General features: G+C 52.8%; 19 protein-coding genes. 7 read left to right on the top strand and 12 right to left on the bottom strand.

What is annotated here, in order from left to right; genetic code table 11:
• Positions 1–9 precede the first annotated feature (9 nt).
• Together lipA and NHM04_RS15230 are read left to right on the top strand one after the other, a co-directional pair.
• On the top strand, positions 10–1020 hold the full coding sequence (gene lipA, locus NHM04_RS15225) for a lipoyl synthase (RefSeq protein WP_254264607.1): 1011 nt from the start codon (positions 10–12) through the stop codon (positions 1018–1020).
• Positions 1021–1025: 5 nt separating this feature from the next.
• Complete coding sequence (locus NHM04_RS15230) at positions 1026–1532, top strand: GNAT family N-acetyltransferase (RefSeq protein ID WP_254264608.1); 507 nt, start codon at positions 1026–1028, stop codon at positions 1530–1532.
• Here NHM04_RS15230 and NHM04_RS15235 read toward each other — a convergent pair.
• Positions 1527–2222, bottom strand: a complete 696-nt coding sequence (locus NHM04_RS15235) for a glycerophosphodiester phosphodiesterase (RefSeq protein WP_254264609.1) — start codon at positions 2220–2222, stop codon at positions 1527–1529. The two genes, NHM04_RS15230 and NHM04_RS15235, sit on opposite strands and share 6 nt — an antisense overlap.
• Positions 2223–2296: 74 nt before the next feature.
• Between NHM04_RS15235 and NHM04_RS15240 the strand changes: the two genes are divergently transcribed.
• Positions 2297–2818 carry a mechanosensitive ion channel family protein gene (locus tag NHM04_RS15240; RefSeq protein ID WP_254264610.1) on the top strand — a complete coding sequence of 174 codons (522 nt, stop codon included), beginning with the start codon at positions 2297–2299 and terminating at the stop codon, positions 2816–2818.
• Positions 2819–2843: 25 nt separating this feature from the next.
• Here the strand turns inward: NHM04_RS15240 and NHM04_RS15245 are convergent, their stop codons facing one another.
• On the bottom strand, positions 2844–4034 hold the full coding sequence (locus NHM04_RS15245) for an amino acid aminotransferase (RefSeq protein ID WP_254264611.1): 1191 nt from the start codon (positions 4032–4034) through the stop codon (positions 2844–2846).
• A 97-nt stretch (positions 4035–4131) separates the two neighbouring features.
• On the opposite strand from NHM04_RS15245, the gene hisC reads away from it, so the two are divergent.
• Complete coding sequence (gene hisC, locus NHM04_RS15250; protein ID WP_254264612.1) at positions 4132–5193, top strand: histidinol-phosphate transaminase; 1062 nt, start codon at positions 4132–4134, stop codon at positions 5191–5193.
• Here hisC and NHM04_RS15255 read toward each other — a convergent pair.
• Complete coding sequence (locus NHM04_RS15255; RefSeq protein WP_254264613.1) at positions 5188–5622, bottom strand: STAS domain-containing protein; 435 nt, start codon at positions 5620–5622, stop codon at positions 5188–5190. The two genes, hisC and NHM04_RS15255, sit on opposite strands and share 6 nt — an antisense overlap.
• Positions 5623–6462: 840 nt before the next feature.
• Between NHM04_RS15255 and NHM04_RS15260 the strand changes: the two genes are divergently transcribed.
• Complete coding sequence (locus tag NHM04_RS15260) at positions 6463–8736, top strand: bifunctional diguanylate cyclase/phosphodiesterase (RefSeq protein WP_254264614.1); 2274 nt, start codon at positions 6463–6465, stop codon at positions 8734–8736.
• Positions 8737–8739: 3 nt separating this feature from the next.
• On the opposite strand, the gene NHM04_RS15265 is transcribed toward NHM04_RS15260, so the two are convergent.
• Genes NHM04_RS15265 through NHM04_RS15275 form a run of 3 tightly spaced genes read right to left on the bottom strand, consistent with a single transcriptional unit; the run spans position 8740 to position 11222 of the window.
• Complete coding sequence (locus NHM04_RS15265) at positions 8740–9819, bottom strand: succinylglutamate desuccinylase/aspartoacylase family protein (RefSeq protein WP_254264615.1); 1080 nt, start codon at positions 9817–9819, stop codon at positions 8740–8742.
• Complete coding sequence (gene rimK, locus NHM04_RS15270; protein WP_254264616.1) at positions 9816–10721, bottom strand: 30S ribosomal protein S6--L-glutamate ligase; 906 nt, start codon at positions 10719–10721, stop codon at positions 9816–9818. Before rimK ends, NHM04_RS15265 begins: the two co-directional genes overlap by 4 nt.
• Before the next feature lie 36 nt (positions 10722–10757).
• Entirely contained in the window at positions 10758–11222 is a 465-nt protein-coding gene (locus NHM04_RS15275; protein ID WP_371872556.1) for an ATP-dependent zinc protease, read from the bottom strand.
• Positions 11223–11496: 274 nt separating this feature from the next.
• Between NHM04_RS15275 and NHM04_RS15280 the strand changes: the two genes are divergently transcribed.
• Both NHM04_RS15280 and NHM04_RS15285 read left to right on the top strand, forming a co-directional pair.
• On the top strand, positions 11497–11691 hold the full coding sequence (locus tag NHM04_RS15280; RefSeq protein WP_254264617.1) for a PA3496 family putative envelope integrity protein: 195 nt from the start codon (positions 11497–11499) through the stop codon (positions 11689–11691).
• A gap of 126 nt (positions 11692–11817) precedes the next feature.
• Positions 11818–13119 carry a GGDEF domain-containing protein gene (locus NHM04_RS15285; RefSeq protein ID WP_254264618.1) on the top strand — a complete coding sequence of 434 codons (1302 nt, stop codon included), beginning with the start codon at positions 11818–11820 and terminating at the stop codon, positions 13117–13119.
• A gap of 22 nt (positions 13120–13141) precedes the next feature.
• Here the strand turns inward: NHM04_RS15285 and NHM04_RS15290 are convergent, their stop codons facing one another.
• Genes NHM04_RS15290 through NHM04_RS15315 form a run of 6 tightly spaced genes read right to left on the bottom strand, consistent with a single transcriptional unit; the run spans position 13142 to position 20034 of the window.
• Positions 13142–13960 carry a symmetrical bis(5'-nucleosyl)-tetraphosphatase gene (locus NHM04_RS15290; RefSeq protein ID WP_254264619.1) on the bottom strand — a complete coding sequence of 273 codons (819 nt, stop codon included), beginning with the start codon at positions 13958–13960 and terminating at the stop codon, positions 13142–13144.
• A gap of 12 nt (positions 13961–13972) precedes the next feature.
• Complete coding sequence (apaG, locus tag NHM04_RS15295) at positions 13973–14341, bottom strand: Co2+/Mg2+ efflux protein ApaG (protein ID WP_254264620.1); 369 nt, start codon at positions 14339–14341, stop codon at positions 13973–13975.
• Positions 14338–15159 (bottom strand): 16S rRNA (adenine(1518)-N(6)/adenine(1519)-N(6))-dimethyltransferase RsmA, encoded by an 822-nt coding sequence (gene rsmA / locus NHM04_RS15300; protein ID WP_254264621.1) that lies wholly within the window; start codon positions 15157–15159, stop codon positions 14338–14340. Before rsmA ends, apaG begins: the two co-directional genes overlap by 4 nt.
• Positions 15156–16163 carry a 4-hydroxythreonine-4-phosphate dehydrogenase PdxA gene (gene pdxA / locus NHM04_RS15305; RefSeq protein WP_254264622.1) on the bottom strand — a complete coding sequence of 336 codons (1008 nt, stop codon included), beginning with the start codon at positions 16161–16163 and terminating at the stop codon, positions 15156–15158. Before pdxA ends, rsmA begins: the two co-directional genes overlap by 4 nt.
• The gene (locus tag NHM04_RS15310; protein ID WP_254264623.1) at positions 16163–17458 is read right to left on the bottom strand and encodes a peptidylprolyl isomerase; all 1296 of its coding nucleotides are present in this window, start codon (positions 17456–17458) and stop codon (positions 16163–16165) included. The genes pdxA and NHM04_RS15310 overlap by 1 nt, the downstream gene beginning before the upstream one ends.
• A gap of 56 nt (positions 17459–17514) precedes the next feature.
• The gene (locus NHM04_RS15315; protein WP_254264624.1) at positions 17515–20034 is read right to left on the bottom strand and encodes an LPS-assembly protein LptD; all 2520 of its coding nucleotides are present in this window, start codon (positions 20032–20034) and stop codon (positions 17515–17517) included.
• Positions 20035–20098: the final 64 nt, after the last annotated feature.

Raw genomic sequence — 20098 nt, forward strand, 5'->3', positions numbered from 1 at the left:
GAGTTATCTATGACGACACAGACTCCCGAGATACAACCCGTTAAGCGTACCCGCCGCCACAAGCAGGGGGAAAAGCTGCGCGATGCCGACAAAGTAGAGCGTATTCCGGTGAAAGTTATCGCCACCGATGCTACAGAATCGCCGCGCAAGCCCGACTGGATTCGCGTACGTGTGCCCGCTTCCCCCGAGGTGGATCGGATTAAAAAACTGCTGCGCAAAAATGGCTTGTCATCTGTGTGTGAAGAGGCCAACTGCCCCAACTTGGGTGAGTGCTTCTCCGGCGGTACCGCCACCTTTATGATTATGGGTGATATCTGTACCCGTCGCTGTCCCTTCTGTGATGTCGGCCATGGTAAACCTAACCCTCTGGATGAAAGCGAGCCTGTGCACCTGGCCGAGGCCATTGCCGAAATGCAGCTTAAATATGTGGTGATTACCTCGGTGGATCGTGACGATCTGCGCGACGGCGGCGCCGGGCATTTCGCCGACTGTATTCGCGAAGCGCGTGAACGCTCGCCCAAGCTGCAAGTGGAAATTCTGACCCCGGACTTTCGCGGCCGCATGGAGCCCGCGCTGGATATTCTAGAAAAAGAAGCCCCAGATGTTTTCAACCACAACCTAGAAACCGTGCCTCGTCTCTATCGCCAGGCACGCCCCGGCGCCAACTACAAGTGGAGCCTTAAGCTGCTGGCCGAGTATAAAAAGCGTCGCCCAGACGTGCTGACCAAGTCTGGTCTGATGGTAGGGCTGGGAGAAACCAAAGAGGAAATCTTCGAGGTTATGCGCGATATGCGCGATCACAACATCGATATGATTACCATTGGTCAGTATCTGCAGCCGTCTAAAGATCACTTGCCTGTGGATCGTTATGTGCACCCGGACGAGTTCGCTGAGTACACCGAGCTTGCAAAGCAAATGGGGTTCACCCACGCCGCCTGTGGTCCGTTGGTACGTTCTAGCTACCACGCCGACAAACAGGCCCACGGCGAAGACATCAAATGGTTTGACGCCAAGGCCTGATTCTGGTGTCTGAAGCCTCTGCGTCCCGCTGCCGGGTTGAGCCTTTGGGCGCTCACCCAGAGTGGCTGGAGCTGGTAGCTCAATGGCACCATAGCGAGTGCTTGCGCCAGGGGCTAAGCAGTCGCTATGAGCGGCGTTTGCGCCGCTTACGCGCTCACACTATTGGTGGGCAGAGTGTCCCGCAGACCTGGCTGGCATTCTCTAATTCACAAGCCGCGCCAGTCGGTTGTATCAGTATTGTTAGCTATCAGCTTAATACCAGCGCTGGGGTGCCCGCGGCGGATGTGCCATTGTGGTTGAGTAATTTGTACGTAGAACCCGAGCAGCGCCGCCGCGGTATTGCCGCGTGTTTAATCGCGAAGGTAGAAGCGTTTGCGCAGCAATTGGGGCATGACTCGCTATGGTTGATTGCCAAAGAGCACACCGAATTCTATACCAGGCGCCACTGGCAAACGCTGCGTAAAACCCGTATCGCCAAGCAATGGGTGAATGTGATGCGCCGCGAGCTATAGAGATTTTGCGTTCAGATACTTCCGTAATTGCGCTGCCTTGTCGGTAAAGCAGCCGTCCACGCCGAGCGCTTCTAACTGGCGCCAATCTTCTTCGGTGTTAGCGGTGTATACCCAGTGCTGATAGCCGCGTCGGTGAATGTCCTGGGTCAATTCTCTACTCAGGAGGTTGATCGATGTGTTCACCGAATAGGGCTGTAAAGGCTCGGCGCAGGCCGCGTAACTCAGTGGCAAACTGGCTAACAACACACCGAGTTTTATGTGCGGTAGGTGTCTCCTGCACTCTGCCAATTCGTGGTGATTAAAGCTAGAGATAATTATATGCTCCAGCTTAACACCGTTGTTCCGGCCAAAGGCCGTCAGTGTTTTGCTAAGCAAATCGGCGCCCCCGGCATTTTTAAGCTCTATGTTCAACAGGCATTTATCCTGCACCAGGCTTAGCAGTTCGTCCAAATCCGCCAAGGGCTCACCGTTGCTCTGCCGAATCGCCTCCAGATCGCCCCTGGAGAGGGCTTGCAAGCTTTGCTGAGCACCCTGCCAATGACGGTCGTGAGTCATCCAAAAGCGGCCGTGGAAATACCACAGGTCAATTTCAATCCCCTCGACGCCGAGCTCGAGAGCCGCCTTGACGGCGGCTAAGCTGTTTTCTGGGCGCCCTGGGCCAGTGTGGCCTCGGTGGGCAATACAGAGCATAAGTATAATTCCAGTTGTGTCGGTAAAAACTGCTGTTAGTATGCGTCTTTTCTGTTTCGTTACATAGGTGTGGGATGCTGTTAAAAATCTTGCTGGTTTGCGGTGTTGTTGTATTGTTTTTGTTGGTGGCGCGAATTATCGATCGGGTGATTGGCGAGCTGGCTAACAAACGATCGGTGAGTGAATACCGGGTAGAGTATGTGAGTAAGATTACTCGCTTCTCCCTGTTGTTTTGCGCCGTGGCAGTTATCTGCCTGCTGTTGGGACTGGGTTATGGTGATGTGTCGCTGTTCCTGTCATCGATTTTTGCCGTGGTCGGTATTGCGCTCTTTGCTCAGTGGTCGATTCTCAGCAATATAACCGCAAGTGTGATTATCTTTTTTGGTTTTCCCTATCGGGTGGGAGATCGCATTCAGGTGTTGGACCCGGACGCGAAGCTGTGCGGCGTGATTACTGAAATTACCATGTTCCACGTTATCGTGCGCATGGACGACGGCAATACGGTAACTTATCCCAATTCATTAATGTTGCAGCGCGCGGTGCTTAAAGTTACCTCGGGGGCGCAGCCCTTAGAGCGGGATACCGGCGAGGACTAAACACTTCGCCGGTAAGACGCTGGCGTTAAATAACTTTGATGATGGCGTCGGCTAAATAATTCAGGTTGTTGCTGTTGATACCGGCAACGTTAATGCGGCTGTTATCGGTCATATAGACGCTGTATTGGCTTTTCAGTGTTTGCACTTGATCAACGCTCAGACCCAAAAAGCTGAACATGCCAGCTTCGCGGGCAATAAAGCTAAAGTCGCGTTTGCTTTGGCGTTCATTTAAGGCATTAACAAGCTGCACTCTGAGGCCGGCAATACGCTCGCGCATAGCCGTCAGCTCCCCGTGCCACTGATTGCGCAGTTCATCACTGTGGTATACCAAATCGACAATGCTGGCGCCATGGGCCGGGGGCATGGAATACAGGCCGCGGGCAATGCTCAGGGTTTGACTTAACACCGCATCGGCCCCAGCGTGGGTGGCGCTGACGATGCTCAGGCTGCCAGCGCGTTCGCGATAAAGCCCCAGGTTTTTGGAAAACGATGTTGCCAGCACCAGCTCAGGCTGAGTGTCGGCCATCAGGCGCACGCCATAGGCGTCTTCGGCTATGCCACTGCCAAAACCCTGGTAGGCCATATCAATAAACGGCGTAAAGCCCCGTTCACTGGCAAGTGCAGCCAGTTGCTGCCATTGCTCGCGACTCAGGTCGGCGCCACTGGGGTTGTGGCAGCAGGCGTGCAACAGTACCAGGTCATTCGGGCCCGCGCTTTCCAAGGTTTTCAGCATGGCCGCAAAATCAATTTTGTGCTCGGCAAAATCATAGTAGGGGTATTCTTTTAAACGCAGTCCGGCGCTGGTTAACAAGGGCACATGATTGGCCCAAGTGGGGGTGCTGATCCATATGCTTGCCTGAGGATTGGCTTTGGCGATCAGCTCAGCGGCCAGACGCAGGGCGCCGCAGCCACCGGGTGTCTGCACAGTGCTCAGGCGGTTTTCGCCAATCACCTTGTGCTCGCGGCCAAAGGCGAGTTCGGCGGCGGCGCGATTGGCTCCGGCAATTCCCGCAGGCGGGGTGTAAGATTTTGTTGTTTGCTGCTGTAGCAGTTGTGCTTCGGCGGCGGCGACGCTGCCAAGCACTGGAGTTTCACCATTTTCAGTTTTGTAGACCCCCACACCCAAATCGACCTTACTGGGGTTGGTGTCATTGCGAAAGGCGGCGCTCAGACCTAGGATCGGGTCGGCTTGCAGCAGTGGCAACTGATTGAACATGGCAGCTCCTGACGGGTGAAAAACAGTGGGCGAATGATAGCAGTAAATTGCGCTTGGCAGTGCTGGTATAATGCTTCCCTTTTTAGTCGGAGTCAGCATGTCCAAATATTGGAGCCAGGTCGTTCAGGGAATTGAGCCTTACGTGCCGGGAGAGCAGCCGCAGGTTGAAGGCTTGATTAAGCTCAATACCAATGAAAGCCCCTATCCTCCGTCACCTCGGGTGGCGCAAGCTATTACGGAAAATGTGATAAATCGCTTGCGTTACTATCCGGACCCCAATGCGCTCAAGCTGCGCGAATCCATTGCGAGCTATTATGGCGTGGACGTCCAGTCGGTGTTTGCTGGCAACAGCTCTGATGAAGTTTTGGCGCAGACGTTTATGGCGTTTTTTCAGCAGCCAGAACCTATTCTTTATCCCGATATCACCTACGGTTTTTATCCGGTTTACTGCCAGCTGTTTGGCATTGAGGCGAACTTAATCCCGCTGGCGGAGGACTTTTCCGTCGATTTTAGCGCATACCAGCGCCCCAATGGCGGTATCATCTTTCCCAATCCCAATGCACCCACCGGGCTGTTGAGTACCCTGGAACAAATCGAAGCTCTGTTGCAAAACAATCCGCAGTCGGTAGTAGTGGTAGATGAAGCCTACATCGATTTTGGCGGTGAATCGGCCGTGCCTTTGACGGAGCGCTATGACAATTTGCTGGTGGTGCAGACTTTTTCTAAGTCGCGTGCTCTGGCTGGGCTGCGGGTTGGCTTTGCGATCGGGCATCCGCAACTGATTGAAGGCTTGGAGCGGGTCAAGAACTCGTTTAACTCCTACCCTCTGGATGCCATTGCCCAGGCCGCTGCCACGGCAGCTATGGATGATGTGCCCTACTTTAAAGAGTGCCGCGACAAGGTGATTGCCACTCGCGAGCGGGTGGCAAAAGCGCTATTAGAAAAGGATTTTACTGTGCTGCCGTCAAAAGCTAATTTTGTCATGGTAAAACCGCCGGGCAGTTTATGTGCAGCCGATTTAGCCGCTCACCTGCGCGAGAAAAAAGTGTTAGTACGGTATTTCGCTAAAGCGCGTATCAGTGATTATCTGCGAATCAGTATCGGTTCGGATCAGGAAATGGATGCGCTGTTGCAGGCTTTGACCGAGCTCGGTCTATAGCTCACGGCAGGGCCTGACGATAAATTCGCGCGTCAAGCCACTCCACAGGAGGCGCTTGTAAAGCTGATTGTTGCATTGGGTTAAGCTTATATCTCGCGCCTGGGCCTGCTTGTCATCTTTAAACATTAACAGCATTGCTAGGCCGGCCAGGCTCAGTGATTTGACCTCTTTGAGGTCAAACTCAAACTGGTGGATACCATTTCCACTGGTTTCTTTTATAAGTCTGCGCCACTGCGCCATGCACTCGATATTGATATCTCCGGCAACATGAACCTTGATACTGTGGCCGTTATTGATTGGGTGCCAATCAATATGAGGCCCATGGTTTGCTTCTGATTCATCCGCAAAAGTGGTGCTGTCGCAAAAAACTCGGTTGTCGGCCTGTCTTTTGAGATATTCATCGCCGAGGAAAGGTGCGGCTTTTTTCATGGTTGCTACCTGGGTGCTCTCGGGGCTACAGCTCCCGATTGTATTATTTGTAACCAGTATAGCGGCAGTTGTGGCGTATTTTTAACCTTTTTTCTGATCCCCGTAGCGCAATTCCCCGAACAGAGTAGGAAGGTCGTTGCCAGTATCGCTATCTAGGGCCTGTCAACACTAATTAAATGCGCCTGCTGGAAGCCAGTTTTGTCTCCAGCTAGGCGTCGTGAGCGCAGTTTGTTCAGCATATCCTTATGCTTCACCCCTCCGGGGCAAAAGCGCAAAAACGCTCCCGGCGTTTTAGTGGTTATTCCAAATAAGCGATCGGCAACAACGCTGGGGGCAAAACTGGCTCCAGCCCTTCGGGTTGCGGCTAAAAATCCGCCACTCTGCGTCGCCTGCATGGACGCAGGTGAGGCGCGAGAGCAGGATGCGGTAAGCTTTGCTCGTCGTTCATTTGGAATAATCAAACCACTCTCCTCGCGCCTTGATTGGCAAATTTTTAGTGGCAACAGGCTGCATTTAATTAGTGTTAACAGGCCCTAGGGCTTCGTTATGGGCGTTGGTTTGCGAGTTGGTTATTTTTGCGACAAAAAAATCTAGCCGATTTTATCTATTTGCCGATAATTTAGTCATGTAGGCGCATTAGGAGAAAATCTCGAGGATGTTGCTTGCGTCCCACAGGGGTTTCTAATAGATTGCGGTTATTAATGCCCCAGATTATGGATGACTTAGGCATATTAAAAGAAGTGGCACGGTGCTCTTTTGAGGACAAAAACACCGGTACTTGCGCTTCTGGCGAAGCCGTTGCTCACGTTTTTGCGTGCGCCGACATTCAACTGGACACTTATGCGAGCCAAACAAGGTACCGCTGCGCTGATCAAAAAGTATCAGCAGCTGTTTAAGCGGTTAAATCACAAACAAATTGCAGAGAGGTTGGTCGGCCTGCTTGCTGCACGCCCTCATGTGAAGCGTGCAGTTCTTGTGGTGGAGTACAATGGCGAGCTGAATATCGAAGCATTGGCCGTACGTGATACCCGCGGCAGTGTGGATATTCGCGGTCTTTCGACACTCTTAAGCCAATCGCGAAATCTGCCCGTAGCGGCCATTGAACAGGCGTATCGTATACAGCGTTCGGTCAGTATTCCTCTGGCCCAAGCAGACTGCCCTGTTGATCTAAGTGCCGCCCTGCACCCGATAGAAGAGTGCGGTGAAAGCGTGGCCGCCTTTTACCTTGAGTCCACGTTGGATGCTGACAGCCTGATCGACGAGTTGGCTGAGCTTGAGTCAATTTGGCTTATTAGCTCTTTGGTGGTGCGCCAGTTTTTGGACATGAAGCGCTTCAGCCAGCAGTCCGAGCGCAGCCGCACCACTGAGAAAGCGCTGTGGGCGAGTGAAACTTACCTTAACGCGATACTGCGCTATTCACCGGCGTTGATTGCGGTAAAAGATTTGAACGGTAATGTGATCATGGCCAGTGATCACTACAAGCAATTAGCTCACACTAACGACGGCCCGCTTATCGGTAAAAATACCGCCGACATTTATCCTCCCGAGCTGGTTGAGTCGCTAAAATCCATTGAAGCGGCCGCTCTGGATGCTCGCAAGCCTTTTGAAACCGAAATTGAATTGCCGCACAAAGATGGCAGTATTCATACCTATTTAATGGTCAAGTTCCCGCTCAGCGATCGCGAAGGGGATGTGTTTGGGGTGTGCACTATCTGCACCGATGTGTCCGATCGCAAGCTGGCCGAGAGTGCCTTGCGCGAACAACAGTCGCGTTTGAATTATATGGCGTTTCACGATGCCTTGACCGCGCTGCCCAACCGCTCGCTATTTTATGACCGGATCAACCATGGTATTGCCCGGGCGCAGCGCTCGGAAAGCAAGCTGGCGTTGATGCTGCTGGATGTGGACCGATTTAAAAACATCAATGATAGCCTGGGTCATGACTCGGGCGATTTACTGTTAAAGTCTATCGCCGCCCGCCTCAATGATGGTGTGCGAGATATGGATACCGTGGCTCGCTTGGGTGGCGACGAGTTTGTCGTATTGCTTGAAGGTGTACACGATTTGGACGACGTGCGCTTTGTCGCCAATAAACTGTTGGCTCAGGTTTCTCGGCCTATGGAAATTGTGGGGCATGAGATTTCGATTACGGCCAGTATCGGTATCAGCGTGTACCCGGCCGATGGTGAAACCACTGATGAGCTTTTAAAGAACGCCGACATTGCCATGTACAAGGCAAAAGAGGCCGGTAAAAACAATTGTCAGTTTTACGCCAAAGGCATGAGTGCGACAGCGGTGAATTATTTACTGCTGGAAAACGACTTGCGCCGCGCGCTTGAGCAAGAGCAGTTGACCTTGCACTACCAGCCGCAAATTAATCTGCATAGCGGAGAGCTTACCGGGGTCGAGGCCCTGGTGCGCTGGCAACATCCGGAGCGCGGTTTGGTCTCGCCGGCTCACTTTATTCCCCTAGCTGAGGAAACGGGGTTGATTGTGCCCCTGGGCGAGTGGGTATTAAAAGCTGCTTGTCAGCAGCAAAAGCGTTGGTTGGACGCAGGACTGCAAGTGCCACAGATGGCCGTTAATCTTTCCACCCGCCAATTCCGGCAGCGGGACTTCCCCGGCAAAGTGGCAACAGTGCTGCGCGAGACGGAGCTGCCGGCCGAGTATCTAGAGTTGGAAATTACCGAAAGCTGTGCGATGGAGCACGCCAGTGAAACCATTAACCAATTAAACCAGTTGAATCAAATGGGGCTGCAGCTTTCCATTGATGATTTTGGCACGGGGTATTCCTCGCTGGCTTATTTAAAGCGCTTTCCTATCGATAAGCTAAAAATTGACAGCAGTTTTATACACGATGTCCCGCTGGATCAAAACGACGCTGCAATCGCCAAGTCCATTATTGGGCTGGCTCATAATATGCAGTTGACGGTCGTCGCAGAAGGGGTGGAGCAACAGCATCAAGCCGAATGGCTGGCAGAGGAGGGCTGCGATCAGGCCCAGGGCTTTTTGTATGCCAAGCCTATGCCCGCCGCACAATTTGAAAGCCACTTTAACGGGGCGGGCCAGTTTGATTTCAATAGTAATATCGTTTCGCTGAAGGATTTTGCGTAAGGGTTATTCGTTTTCTAGCGACTCGTCCTCGCCGATAAAAAATGGCTCTTCTTCATCTTCGGGCGTGCCAAACGTATCGTGAAAATTCACCACCTGATCTGCCACCTGATGAATTTGTTTGCTGTAATTTGCCAAGTGAAACAGCGCTTCGCCCTCGTGAATCAACGGTAAATGAGTCAGGCCAATGACGATAGATTCGGCGGGGGCACGCACCGGCATTTGGGTTAAACCTACGGGATCGGCAATATAGGCGAGAATAGTGCCTTTTTTGACTCTGGCGCCAAGCCTTACCAGCGGTCGCATCACCCCGCTGCAGGGCGCGCGCACCCAGCGACTGTCATCGGCAATAGCGACCTCGGGCACTTTTTTACTGCGACTTTTGCGCGCGAGCATTCCCAGCTCACGCATTACATTGATCACGCCCCGGGTGCCGGCTCGAATACTGAATTCATCAAAGCGCAGTGCCTCTCCCGCCTCGTAGAGCAGCAGTGGAATCCCTTTATCTGCGGCGGTCTGGCGCAGCGAGCCCTCGCGCAGTTTGGCATCGAGAATAACCGGTGAGCCAAAGGCGACGGCCAGGTCACGGGTGTCGTCCCGGCTTAAATCAACGCGAATTTGCGGCAAGTTAGTTCTGTGGCGTGCCCCCGTGTGTAAATCAATACAGTGGGTACAGTGGCCGAGAATATCATTGGCGAGGGTGTAGGCGACGCGTCCGGCCAGGGAGCCCTTCTGACTGCCGGGAAAGCAGCGGTTTAAATCTCGCCCGTCGGGCAGGTAGCGAGACTGATTGAGGAAACCGTGTACATTGACCACCGGAATGGCCATTAAAGTGCCGCGCAGTTTGCTCAGCTCTTTTATGCCAAGAATTCGGCGGATTATTTCGACGCCGTTAATCTCATCGCCGTGCACAGCGGCGGTTAACAGCAGGCAGGGGCCTGGGCGCTTACCATTGATTACATGAACCGTCAGGCCCACGTTCGTATGGGTGTACATGGCAGCCAGCGGGATGTCGACACTTTTGCTCTCTCCGGGGGCAATGGTTTCTCCTCCGATAACAACGCTGGCATTTGCTGTGCGACTCATCCTTTACCTTTCGTGCGATTACTGTGTGGGCGTGCGTTCTCTTCAATAAACTTTACAATGGCGTCGGCTACGTCCTTACCTGTGGCGCCTTCGATACCTTCAAGCCCAGGGGATGAGTTTACCTCCATGGTCAGTGGTCCGCGCGAGGAGCGTAGAATGTCTACACCGGCTATTTTTAGGCCCATGGTCTGCGCCGCTTTTATCGCGGTGCTGCGCTCATTGGGGCGCAGCTTAACCAGCTGTGCACTGCCGCCTCTGTGCAGATTGGAGCGAAATTCGCCATCGGGTGCGGTGCGTTGCATGGCGGCGACGACTTTGTTGCCTATAACTAGGCAGCGGATATCGCTGCCGCCGGCCTCTTTAATGAATTCCTGCACCAAGAATTCAGCCCGTAGTTCGCGAAAGGCTTCGATCACGCTTTCGGCGGCTTTGGCGGTTTCGGCCAAAACCACTCCGCGCCCCTGGGTGCCCTCGCACAGCTTAACTACCAAAGGTGCGCCGCCTACCAGCTTAATCAGCTCTTTGGTGTTGTGAACATTGTGGGCAAAACTGGTGCGTGGCATGCCGATGCCTTTGCGGGACAACAGCTGCAGGGCGCGCAGTTTGTCGCGCGAGCGCCCCAGTGCGACAGATTCAGTCAGGCAGTAAACGCCCATCATTTCAAATTGGCGAATAACGGCAAGGCCATAGTGGGTAACAGAGGCGCCAATGCGAGGAATGACCGCATCGAATCCTTCCAGCTCTTCGCCCTTGTACCACATGGCCGGTTTGGACGGGGTGATATCCATGTAGCATTTGAGAATATCGATAACTTGTACTTCATGGCCACGCGCTTTGCAGGCTTCCACCAAGCGGCGGGTCGAATAGAGCTTGCTGTTGCGAGATAAAATTGCAATTTTCATTTAGAGTCCTAACTAATTTCGGGTGAAAAGTGGCGCCTACGCCGAAAAGCCATTGTGGCTTTCTTTATTGCCACCGCATAAAAAGGATAGCTCTGGGTCTACCTGAAAGTGACCGGCTAGGGTATTGCGCCCGATAAGCATACGAAACAGCATGGATTCGCGGTTGGTCAAGGTCATTTCCGTTATAAATGTTTGCGACGCTACGCGGATAGCCGTTTCGATCACATAACGCTGCTCTTTGTGGCCGCCAGAGTCTGTAACTTGGCGCTGATCTTTTACCGGCGCTTCGCAGATAAACTCCGGCTCTGAGGTCCCCTGATGCGGGTGCAGGCCAAAACGTACCCATTGTTCACCCTGGCGCTCAAATGGTTCAACGAAAAAGGCATGTAGCGCCGAAGTTTTAGCCCCAGTGTCTACCTTAGCTTTGATGTGAAATGAGCCAAAGTCAGGGAACATTACCCATTCGCGCCAGCCTACACAGGTTTTTTTTTGCATTACCATGTTTTACTTCCAGTAAATTTTATTGCGCCCAGTTTGCTTGGGCGGCACTGGGCAAAGCTGCCCTCCACTATAGCAGTTAATCTCTGGGGCGTGTCCAGAGCGCCAGTCCACAGGTCGGAGGCTTTTTTTAGTGTTCAAACTAACTGTATTTGTTATGCGAAAAAAAGTCTTTGTAGAGCAAAAAAACTATGGTACATAGCGCCCATGGGCTCGCTCCTGCAGTTTGGCTTGGCGCGAGTTCGCATCTTTAGAGTATTTCGTGTGAGGTAGTAATATGACTGAAGACCACGATGAAGACGCCTTTATGGATGATGATAGCGAGTCAGAAAAAGCGGAAACTATAGCTGCAAGCGCTAAGGATAATCCCCAGCGGCAGCTGGAAATGCGGCGGCGCCTGGAAGACAGGCTAGAAAAGCGCCGCTTGCGCGATGAGCTGGGTTTTGATGATTTGTGGGAGTTGGAGCTGTAAGACTTACTAGGGCGGACTCTCGTCCGCCTCAGTTCAAACACAAGCGGGCACAAGCTGATAGATTATGGTACTTTAAGTGCCATATGCTATACCAATAAAAACAATCCAGCCCTGGGCTAGCCCAAAATGTTTAAAACCCTACGCCTTGAGAAAACTTTACTCTTGCTGGTGTTGCTCACCGCTGTTGCCATGTTTGGTCAGAACTGGCTGCTGCGCGAGAGTCATGTTCTGGCACCTGCTGAAGACACCCCCATCCGTATTTATGGCGATCAGATAGCCGGTGGTAATAGCCAGGCCGAGTTGCTTGCCAAGGGGCCCGAGGGTATTTCCTGGCGTTGTAATCTATTAGCTGGCGACCCCTACCCGTACTGTGGACTAGAGATTTTTCTCGGTGAAAGTCGCAGTCGAGGGTTGGATATGCGCGATTATAAAAAAGTGCGCTTGTGGCTTGATTATCGGGGCACCAATAAGTCTGTGCGTGTTTTTTTGCGTAACTTTGATCGCCGCTACAGTTCTGTTAATGACAATACCTCCACTAAGTACAATCAAGTTGAGTTCGAGGCGAAATCCCCTCAGGGCTATTATGAGTTTGCCTTTGATGATTTTTTTGTCGCCAACTGGTGGTTGCGCGAACACAACATCGAGCCCAACCTGAGCCACCCCCAGTTCGATAATTTAGTCAGTCTGGAAATCCAGAGCGGCTCTTCCCACCTGTTGGGCGAGCAGATGTTTACCCTGCATAGGGTCGAGCTGGTGGGGCAGCGTATCGACACTGCCGATTGGTACTTGGCAATCATTCTGGTGTGGGGTGTAGTAATTGTAGCGTTTTTGCTTTATCGGTTGATAAAAATGTCGGCTGAGCTGCGTGAGCGAAAAAGGCGTGAGCTTGAGTTAATGGAGGTGAACGCACTGTTGGATAGCCGTAGCCGCACACTTGAGACCCAGGCTAAAACCGATTCGTTGACAGGCGCTTTTAATCGTAAAGGCATTGAGGAAGCGATTAAGCACGGCCTTTGGGAGTGGCGCCATAGTCGCAAACCTTTATCCATTGTGATGATGGATGTGGATCATTTTAAACGCATTAACGACGACTTTGGTCACGCCGTGGGAGACGAAGTACTGGCAGGCATATCAGCGCTGGTAAAAGACAATATTCGCACCACAGACCTCTTTGCCCGCTGGGGCGGGGAAGAGTTTGTTCTGGTGTGTCGCAATACCCGCAGTGATTATGCCGAGCACATAGCGCAGAAACTGCGCACCCTGATCGAACAGCATGAGTTTGCCGAGGTCGGCAGGGTGAGCGCCAGTTTCGGTGTGGCTAATCTGCGCGGAGACGGCAGTATCGAGGCATTGTTTAAAGCGGCTGATGCTGCGCTTTACACGGCCAAAGAGCGGGGGCGCAACAGGGTTGAAGTGGCCCCGCGCTAAGGCTTTGCATTCCTGGTAATAGCTACGAAGCTTCGCATTTGGTGCGAAACAGCTCACCGTCCTCAAGTCGCAGCGCCGTTAAACAGCCGCCCCACACGCAGCCTGTGTCCAGTGCGGTAACATTTGCTGCCTCCGCTTTTCCCTCAAGGGCGGCCCAGTGGCCAAAGACAATCCTGTGCTGGCGGCACAGGTGATTCGGGTGAGCAAACCAGGGTAAAAAACCTTTGCTATGGGTGCGGGTGGGAGCCGATTTGTTCTCAAACTCCAGCTCACCTTCGGCGGAGCAAAAGCGCATACGGGTGAAGTAATTGGTGATTACCCGCAGCCGTTCGTTGCCAATTAACCGGTTGCGCCAGCGGTTGGGCTTGTTGCCGTACATGTTGGCTAAAAAGTCGTTGATATAGTCGCTTTGTAATACCGCTTCAACTTCGCGTGCGTGGGCGGCGGCTTGCTGCAGCGACCAGATAGGCGGAATGCCAGCGTGCACCATGGTGTAACCCAGCTGTGGGTCTGTGTGCATAAGCTTACAGTGGCGCAGCCACTGAATGAGTTCGTCGCAATCATTGGCGCGCAGCAGGTGGTCCAGGGTATCGAAAGAGCTCTTCTTTTTATAACCGTAGGCGACCGCAAGAAAGTGCAAATCGTGGTTGCCCAGCACGGCTGTGACCGCATCGCTCAGCGAATACAGATAGCGCAGTGTGGCGAGAGAGCTAGGGCCGCGATTAACTAGGTCTCCCGCGATCCAAAGGTGGTCGTGACTCGGGTTAAAACCTACCTGATTTAGCAGTCGCTGCAGGGGTTTTAGGCAGCCCTGGATGTCGCCAATGGCATAGGTGCTCATCGCTTTAACGCCTTAATGCAATGCGCCCGGCCGCACCAGCGCAAATACGGGTATAGGGGTTTCAAACTCATCACCGTTGGGATAGCGCATTTGATAAGCGCCCTCCATGGTGCCGGCCTGGGTTTGCAGTACGGCACCACTGCTATAGCGGTAAAAGCTGCCTGGTTCGATGGTGGGTTGTTCGCCCACAACGCCTTTACCCTGTACTTCTTGCACCTGGTCTTCGGCATCGGTAATGCGCCAGTAGCGACTGATAAGTTGCGCTGCCAGCGGGCCCTGGTTGTGGATAGTAATCGTGTATTTAAATGCATAGCGGCTATGCTGTGGCGCAGATTGCTCTGGTAGATAGCCGGTTTCAATTTCTATAGTGATATCGCTCATGATCCTTGCTGTAATCGCTCGTCTATTGCATCGCTAAGGGTAACAAAGTCGGCAACGCTTAAAGCCTCGGCGCGCAGCGATGTATCCACCGGCAGACCCTCCATTTGCTCAACACTGAGCATTGATTTTAAGGCGTTGCGCAGCGTCTTGCGACGTTGGCCGAAGGCGGCTGTTACCAGCTTTTCCAGAGTTTCAATGTTACCTGCAGGGTAGGGCAGGGTTTTGTGCGGTACCAGACGTACAATGGCTGAATCTACCTTGGGGGCCGGGTCGAAGGAGCCTGGGGGTACATCAAACAGCCAAGCCACGTCACAGTAGTATTGCACCATCACGCTTAAACGCCCGTAGGCCTTATCGCCCGGCGTTGCTGCGAGCCTTTTCACCACTTCTTTTTGCAACATAAAGTGCATGTCTTGCACTTGGTTTGCGTAGCTAATCAGATGAAAAATAAGAGGTGTGGAAATATTGTAGGGCAGGTTGCCAACAATTCGCAGGGGTTTGTCATCTTCGCTTAAGCTGGCAAAGTCGAATTTAAGTGCATCGGCTTGGTGCAGCTTAAACCCCGGGTGTTTTTCAAAGCGAACTTTCAGCCAGGGTACCAAATCACGATCCAGTTCAATCACGTGCAGGGTTTCGGCCTGCTCGGCCAAGGGCTCGGTTAGGGCGCCCTGGCCCGGACCAATTTCCACAATCACTTGGCCACTCTTGGGGCTGACGGCGCGAGCAATTTGCTGAATGATGGTGTGATCAATAAGGAAGTTTTGCCCGAACCGCTTTCGGGCGCGGTGTGGGTTGCCGGGAGCTGACGTGTGCTTCATAACGGATTTACTTGTCGGCGTGCGCGGGCCATGCCGCAGGCGTATTCGAGAGCTGTGTATAGGCTGCCGCTATCGGCTGTGCCCTTGGCGGCTAAGTCCAGGGCGGTACCATGGTCTACAGAGGTGCGAATAATCGGCAGCCCCAAGGTAACGTTTACCGCTTGGCCAAAGCCTTTGTATTTTAGCACCGGCAATCCTTGGTCATGATACATGGCCAGCACAGCATCGGCGTTTTGCAGGTGTTTAGGGGTGAAGAGCGTGTCGGCGGGCAGGGGGCCAATGAGGTTCAGTCCCTTTGCTCGCAATTGTTCCAATGCAGGCTCGATGATCTCTATCTCTTCACGCCCAAGGTGACCGCTCTCTCCCGCATGGGGGTTGAGACCGCAGACTAGGATGCGTGGCTGTGCAATACCAAAATGTGTAATTAGGTCTTGATGCAGTATCTTAGTGACATCGCTAAGGCGCTTGGCGGTGACGGCGCCGGCCACATCTTTTAACGGCAAATGGGTCGTTACCAGTGCTACACGCAGGCCCTTTGTAGCCAGCATCATGACCACTTGCGGGGTGTTAGTGCGCGCTGCTAAATATTCGGTATGGCCGCTAAAACCAACCCCTGACTGATTAATAATGCCTTTATGTACCGGGCCTGTCACCAAGGCGTCAAAATAGCCAGCTGTACAGCCATCGATGGCGGTGTCCAGAGTTTTTAAAACGTAAGGTGCGTTGGCGCTATTAAGTTGTCCTGGGATGACGGCGTCCGCTAATTCTACGGGCAAAACGTGCAGGCAGCCGGCTTGCGAGGGTTGCGCGGCGTCGTTGGCGGCTACGGTTTTGATCTCTAGTGCCAGCCCCAGGCTTTTGGCGCGCTCGGCCATCAGCTCAGGGTCGGCGATTACCACATACTCGTTTTCGTGGGCTTGTTGCGCCAGGGTCAAGGCCAAATCTGGGCCAATACCAGCGGGCTCGCCGGGTGTAATAGCAATGCGAAGTGGAACTGGCGCCATTAGCTGTCTGAACTCTCAAGCTCTTTAATATCGATAAAGGCGTTATCGCGCAACTCCAGCTGCCACACTTGCAGCTCTTCGTTAAAGCGGCGTTCGCGCATCATTTGCGCCGCTTTGTTGCGAATAACCACATCGCTTAGGTCTTCCTGGCGACGGTCAACAACCTGCAGAATATGCCAGCCAAATTGGCTTTTAAAGGGCCCGGCAATGCCGCCGATTTCGGTTTCGGCCATGGCGGCTTCGAAGGCGGGTACAAAGGTGCCGGGGTTAGCCCAGCCTAGGTCGCCGCCGTTAAGCATTGAGCCTATATCTTCAGAGTTTTCACGAGCCATTTCGGCAAAATCGGCGCCGTCTTCAATCTGCTGTTTAATCTCGTTCAACTTTTCCTGTGCGGTTTGGTCGTCCATGATCTCACTGGTCTTAATCAAAATATGGCGGGCTTTGGTTTGCTGTACCAGTTGCTCGCCGCCGCCACGCTGTTCAAAATTCTTAAGAATATGAAAGCCGGCGCCAGAGCGAATAGGTTTGGAGACTTCCCCTACGTCCAAATTGCCCACGACATCAGCAAATAGTTCGGGCAGTTGCGCTAGTTTACGCCAGCCCAAATCCCCGCCATCCAGGGCGGTTTGGTCATCGGAATTACTAATGGCCAACTGGGCAAAGTCGGCCCCGCCTTGCAGTTGCTGGTAGAGGGTTTCGGCCTCTTGTTTGGCAGCCTCTACCTCATCTGGCGTGCTGGAGCCGGAAACGCTGATTAATATATGCCCCAGGCGATAGTCGGGCGATGTCGCGAATTTGCCATCACTGGAGGAGAGAAAGTTGTCAATCTCTTGCTCGGTGACGCGAATGCGGTTGTTGACCACGCCTTGCTGCACCTGGTTAAGAAGTAGGTCGCGACGCACTTTCTCGCGTAGGTGATCTAGCGTCATGCCGTCGGCGGCCAGGCTTGCCGCCAGCTCGTCCATAGAGCTCATGCCATTGTTGGTCATAATCTGTTGCAGGGTATTATTAAGCTGCTGATCTGGTATTTCGATGCCATAGCGGGCCGCTTCTTCCAGCTGCAGTTGCTCCAAAATCAACTGGTCGAGAATTTGCTGGTTGAGTACGTCCATGGGAGGCAGCTGATCATATTGCCCCTGTAGTCGCTGCAAGACGGCATTTTTGCGTTCATCGAACTCGCTCTGCAGCACCACGCCGTCATCGACAATGGCGATGACCCGGTCGATAATCTGGGTTTCGGCTGTGGCGGAGGCGCCCAAGCAAAGTACTAAAGCACCTCCCATATTGGCTAGCATGCGTCTGAGCCGAAAAACTGTCGAGCTGTTATTTAGCATAATATCGTCGCTGTGTTTTAAAAATTGTCATTGCGCTGGTCGTAACCCAGCACGGTTTTGCTAAGCAGGTTGCCGATACGGTCGCTGATACTGCCCAGACCTTTAAGCTGAAGGTCCAGCATCCAACCATGGTCGTAGTCGTCGCTGTTAACTGTTTCCAGTCGATTGCCGGAGTTATAGTCAAAATTCAGCCACTTTCGCCACATCAGGCGGACTCGGTAGCAGCAATCGCTGTATTCGAACCCTGCGTAAGTGTCGAGTTCCAGGTTGTAGGTAAAATCGTAATTGGCGCGCGCCATGATGCTCCAATTATTGGATATCGGCAAATAGGTAGCTAGATCCACTTGATCAAGGCTGTGGTCGGAGGAATATTGCCCGTCAATATCCTGTCCGGCGGTATTATCGCGCATTTGGCGCATATAGCGGTATGTAAGGCTAACCAGGCGGTTTTCTTCATCGGCGTATTCGAGTAGTGCGCTGGCGCTGGAGAGGTAGTTTTGGTTCTGGTCGTACAGCACATCACTGGTAACATTAAGGGTGTCGCTTATTCTGGCGCTGATCCGGCCAGCCAGCTCCGACCACTCATAGGTTTCTTCTTCGGGTTGGTACAACGGATTAAGCGCTACTTTAGGGGCGCTAAATCGGTGGATTTGCCCTAGTCCCAAGCTCAGGTATTCCTCGCCAGTTTGCGCCGATAAAAAACGGCTGGTAATGCCCATGGCGAGCTGGTTGGCATCATCTATCCGGTCGTGGCCAGTGTAGCGGGTGGTGCGAAAAATCTGGTTGTAATCAAAAGTGAGGTAGCGCGAGTCGAACATAATCGGCGCATTGTTATCATTTAGCGGATTGTATATTTCCTCATGATTTTCGTAATCGCTGTAAAAATACAGCATCCGCGGTTCAAGGGTCTGAATAAAACTGCTATCGCCCAGGCTGCCTAGTCGCTCAAACAATAACCCCATGTCCAAGCTGGCTTGAGGCACTACCAGCGATGGGGTGCTGCTGTTGGTGACCGCATTCTCGCTATTGGACTGGTCGGGCGCTTGTTGCAGATCATAACTTAGGGTTTTTACCCCTACTTTTGGGGTTATAAAGCCCCATTCCCAACGGTTGTTCCAGGCCAAATTGTAGTCAGTGTTAATACGGGTACCCTCTACCAGGCGGTTAGTGGGGGACTCGTAATATTGGGTTATACCAAACTCGGTAAATTGGTTGTCGAGGGTAATTTGCCAATCGCCTAGATGGTACTGGCCTAAGGCGTAAATGTGGGGTAGCTCTTTATAGGGTCTTTGCTGCGATTGGTTTAAATAGCGAGTTTCTCGCGCGCGGGCGCCAAACTGCCAGGCATCGGCGGTATAGCTTATCGCTCCCATCTTTTGCACGTTTGTTTGGTGCTCGACGTCTAAATCGCTGGTGCTAATGTCCCGTAAATAGTCCACATCGCTGATGTCGGTATAGTTGATATAGGTTTTTAAGCGTGAGTTTTTACCGCCGGTTTGATTAAACTGAATGATCCAGCGGTCGTCACCTTTGTGGGGGTAAGCTTCTTCTGGGGTCAACTCGCCATTGGCGATATCGTTCTCGGCCTGACGGTCATAGCCACCTTTGTCGTTATTGAGGTAAGCGCCGGCGACATCGGTATAGAAAAACTGGTTTAGATGACGTAGCTCCGCGCCCCATAATGCACCGCGCTTTTGCATGTAGGTGGGAGTGAAGGTGGCGTCTAGCTGCGGAGCAATATTCCAGTAGATCGGCTGCGAATATTCTAAACCGTTGCGATCACTGCTGCTGAACGAGGGAAACAGCAAACCGCTCTGACGCTTGTCTCCCACCGGGAATATTAAGTAGGGGACATAGAGTACGGGGATGTCTTTGATTTCCAGGCGGGCATGTTTAGCTGTGCCAAGATTGCGAATATTGTCGACTTTCAGCTCGCTGGCTCTAAATTTCCAGAACTCGTTGTCGGGCTCACAAGTAGAAAAGCTGCCGCTTTCCAGTTGGATAACCCGGTCGCCAAATTTCTTGAGCTTCTCTGCGGTGCCATGAATGCGGGCCTGATGCAGCACATACTCAGCTTGCTCAAGGCTAGCGTCTTCATTGGCAGAATTGAGCTTTGCGGCATCGGCATAAATCAGCAGCCCTTGCTCGCGCAGGGTTATATTGCCTGTGAGCACTAGGCTGTTGTCAGTTTGGTCGAGGTCGGCCCTATCGGCCTTTAGCAGGCGAGGGCCTTGGGTCATAGTAACCTCGCCCTTTAATGTGATCCGGGTGCCATTAATTGTGCGAAAGCTATTGGCTTCGACTTCAATTGGCAGTGTTTCAATCGCTGATTCGCTATTTTCCGGATTATAAGGGTTGACATAGGCGCCGCAGCAGCCGGCAGGAAGTGCCTCAATCGCTTGCGGCGGAAGATCTTGAATGGCAACCCAATCCAGGCGGTGCGCCGAGGGTTGCGCGGCCTGGGTAGAGAGACCGATCGCCGCTGAAAGGGCGGTAAATGCCTGTACAAGGCGGATTTTCGAAGGTCTAACTACCATCAATAACTCTCAAATTGCTGCTGCGCGCTGAGCGCGCAATTCTACTGTAAAACAAGCCTCTAAC

This window comes from Gilvimarinus sp. DA14 (assembly GCF_024204685.1).
GTDB lineage: Bacteria > Pseudomonadota > Gammaproteobacteria > Pseudomonadales > Cellvibrionaceae > Gilvimarinus.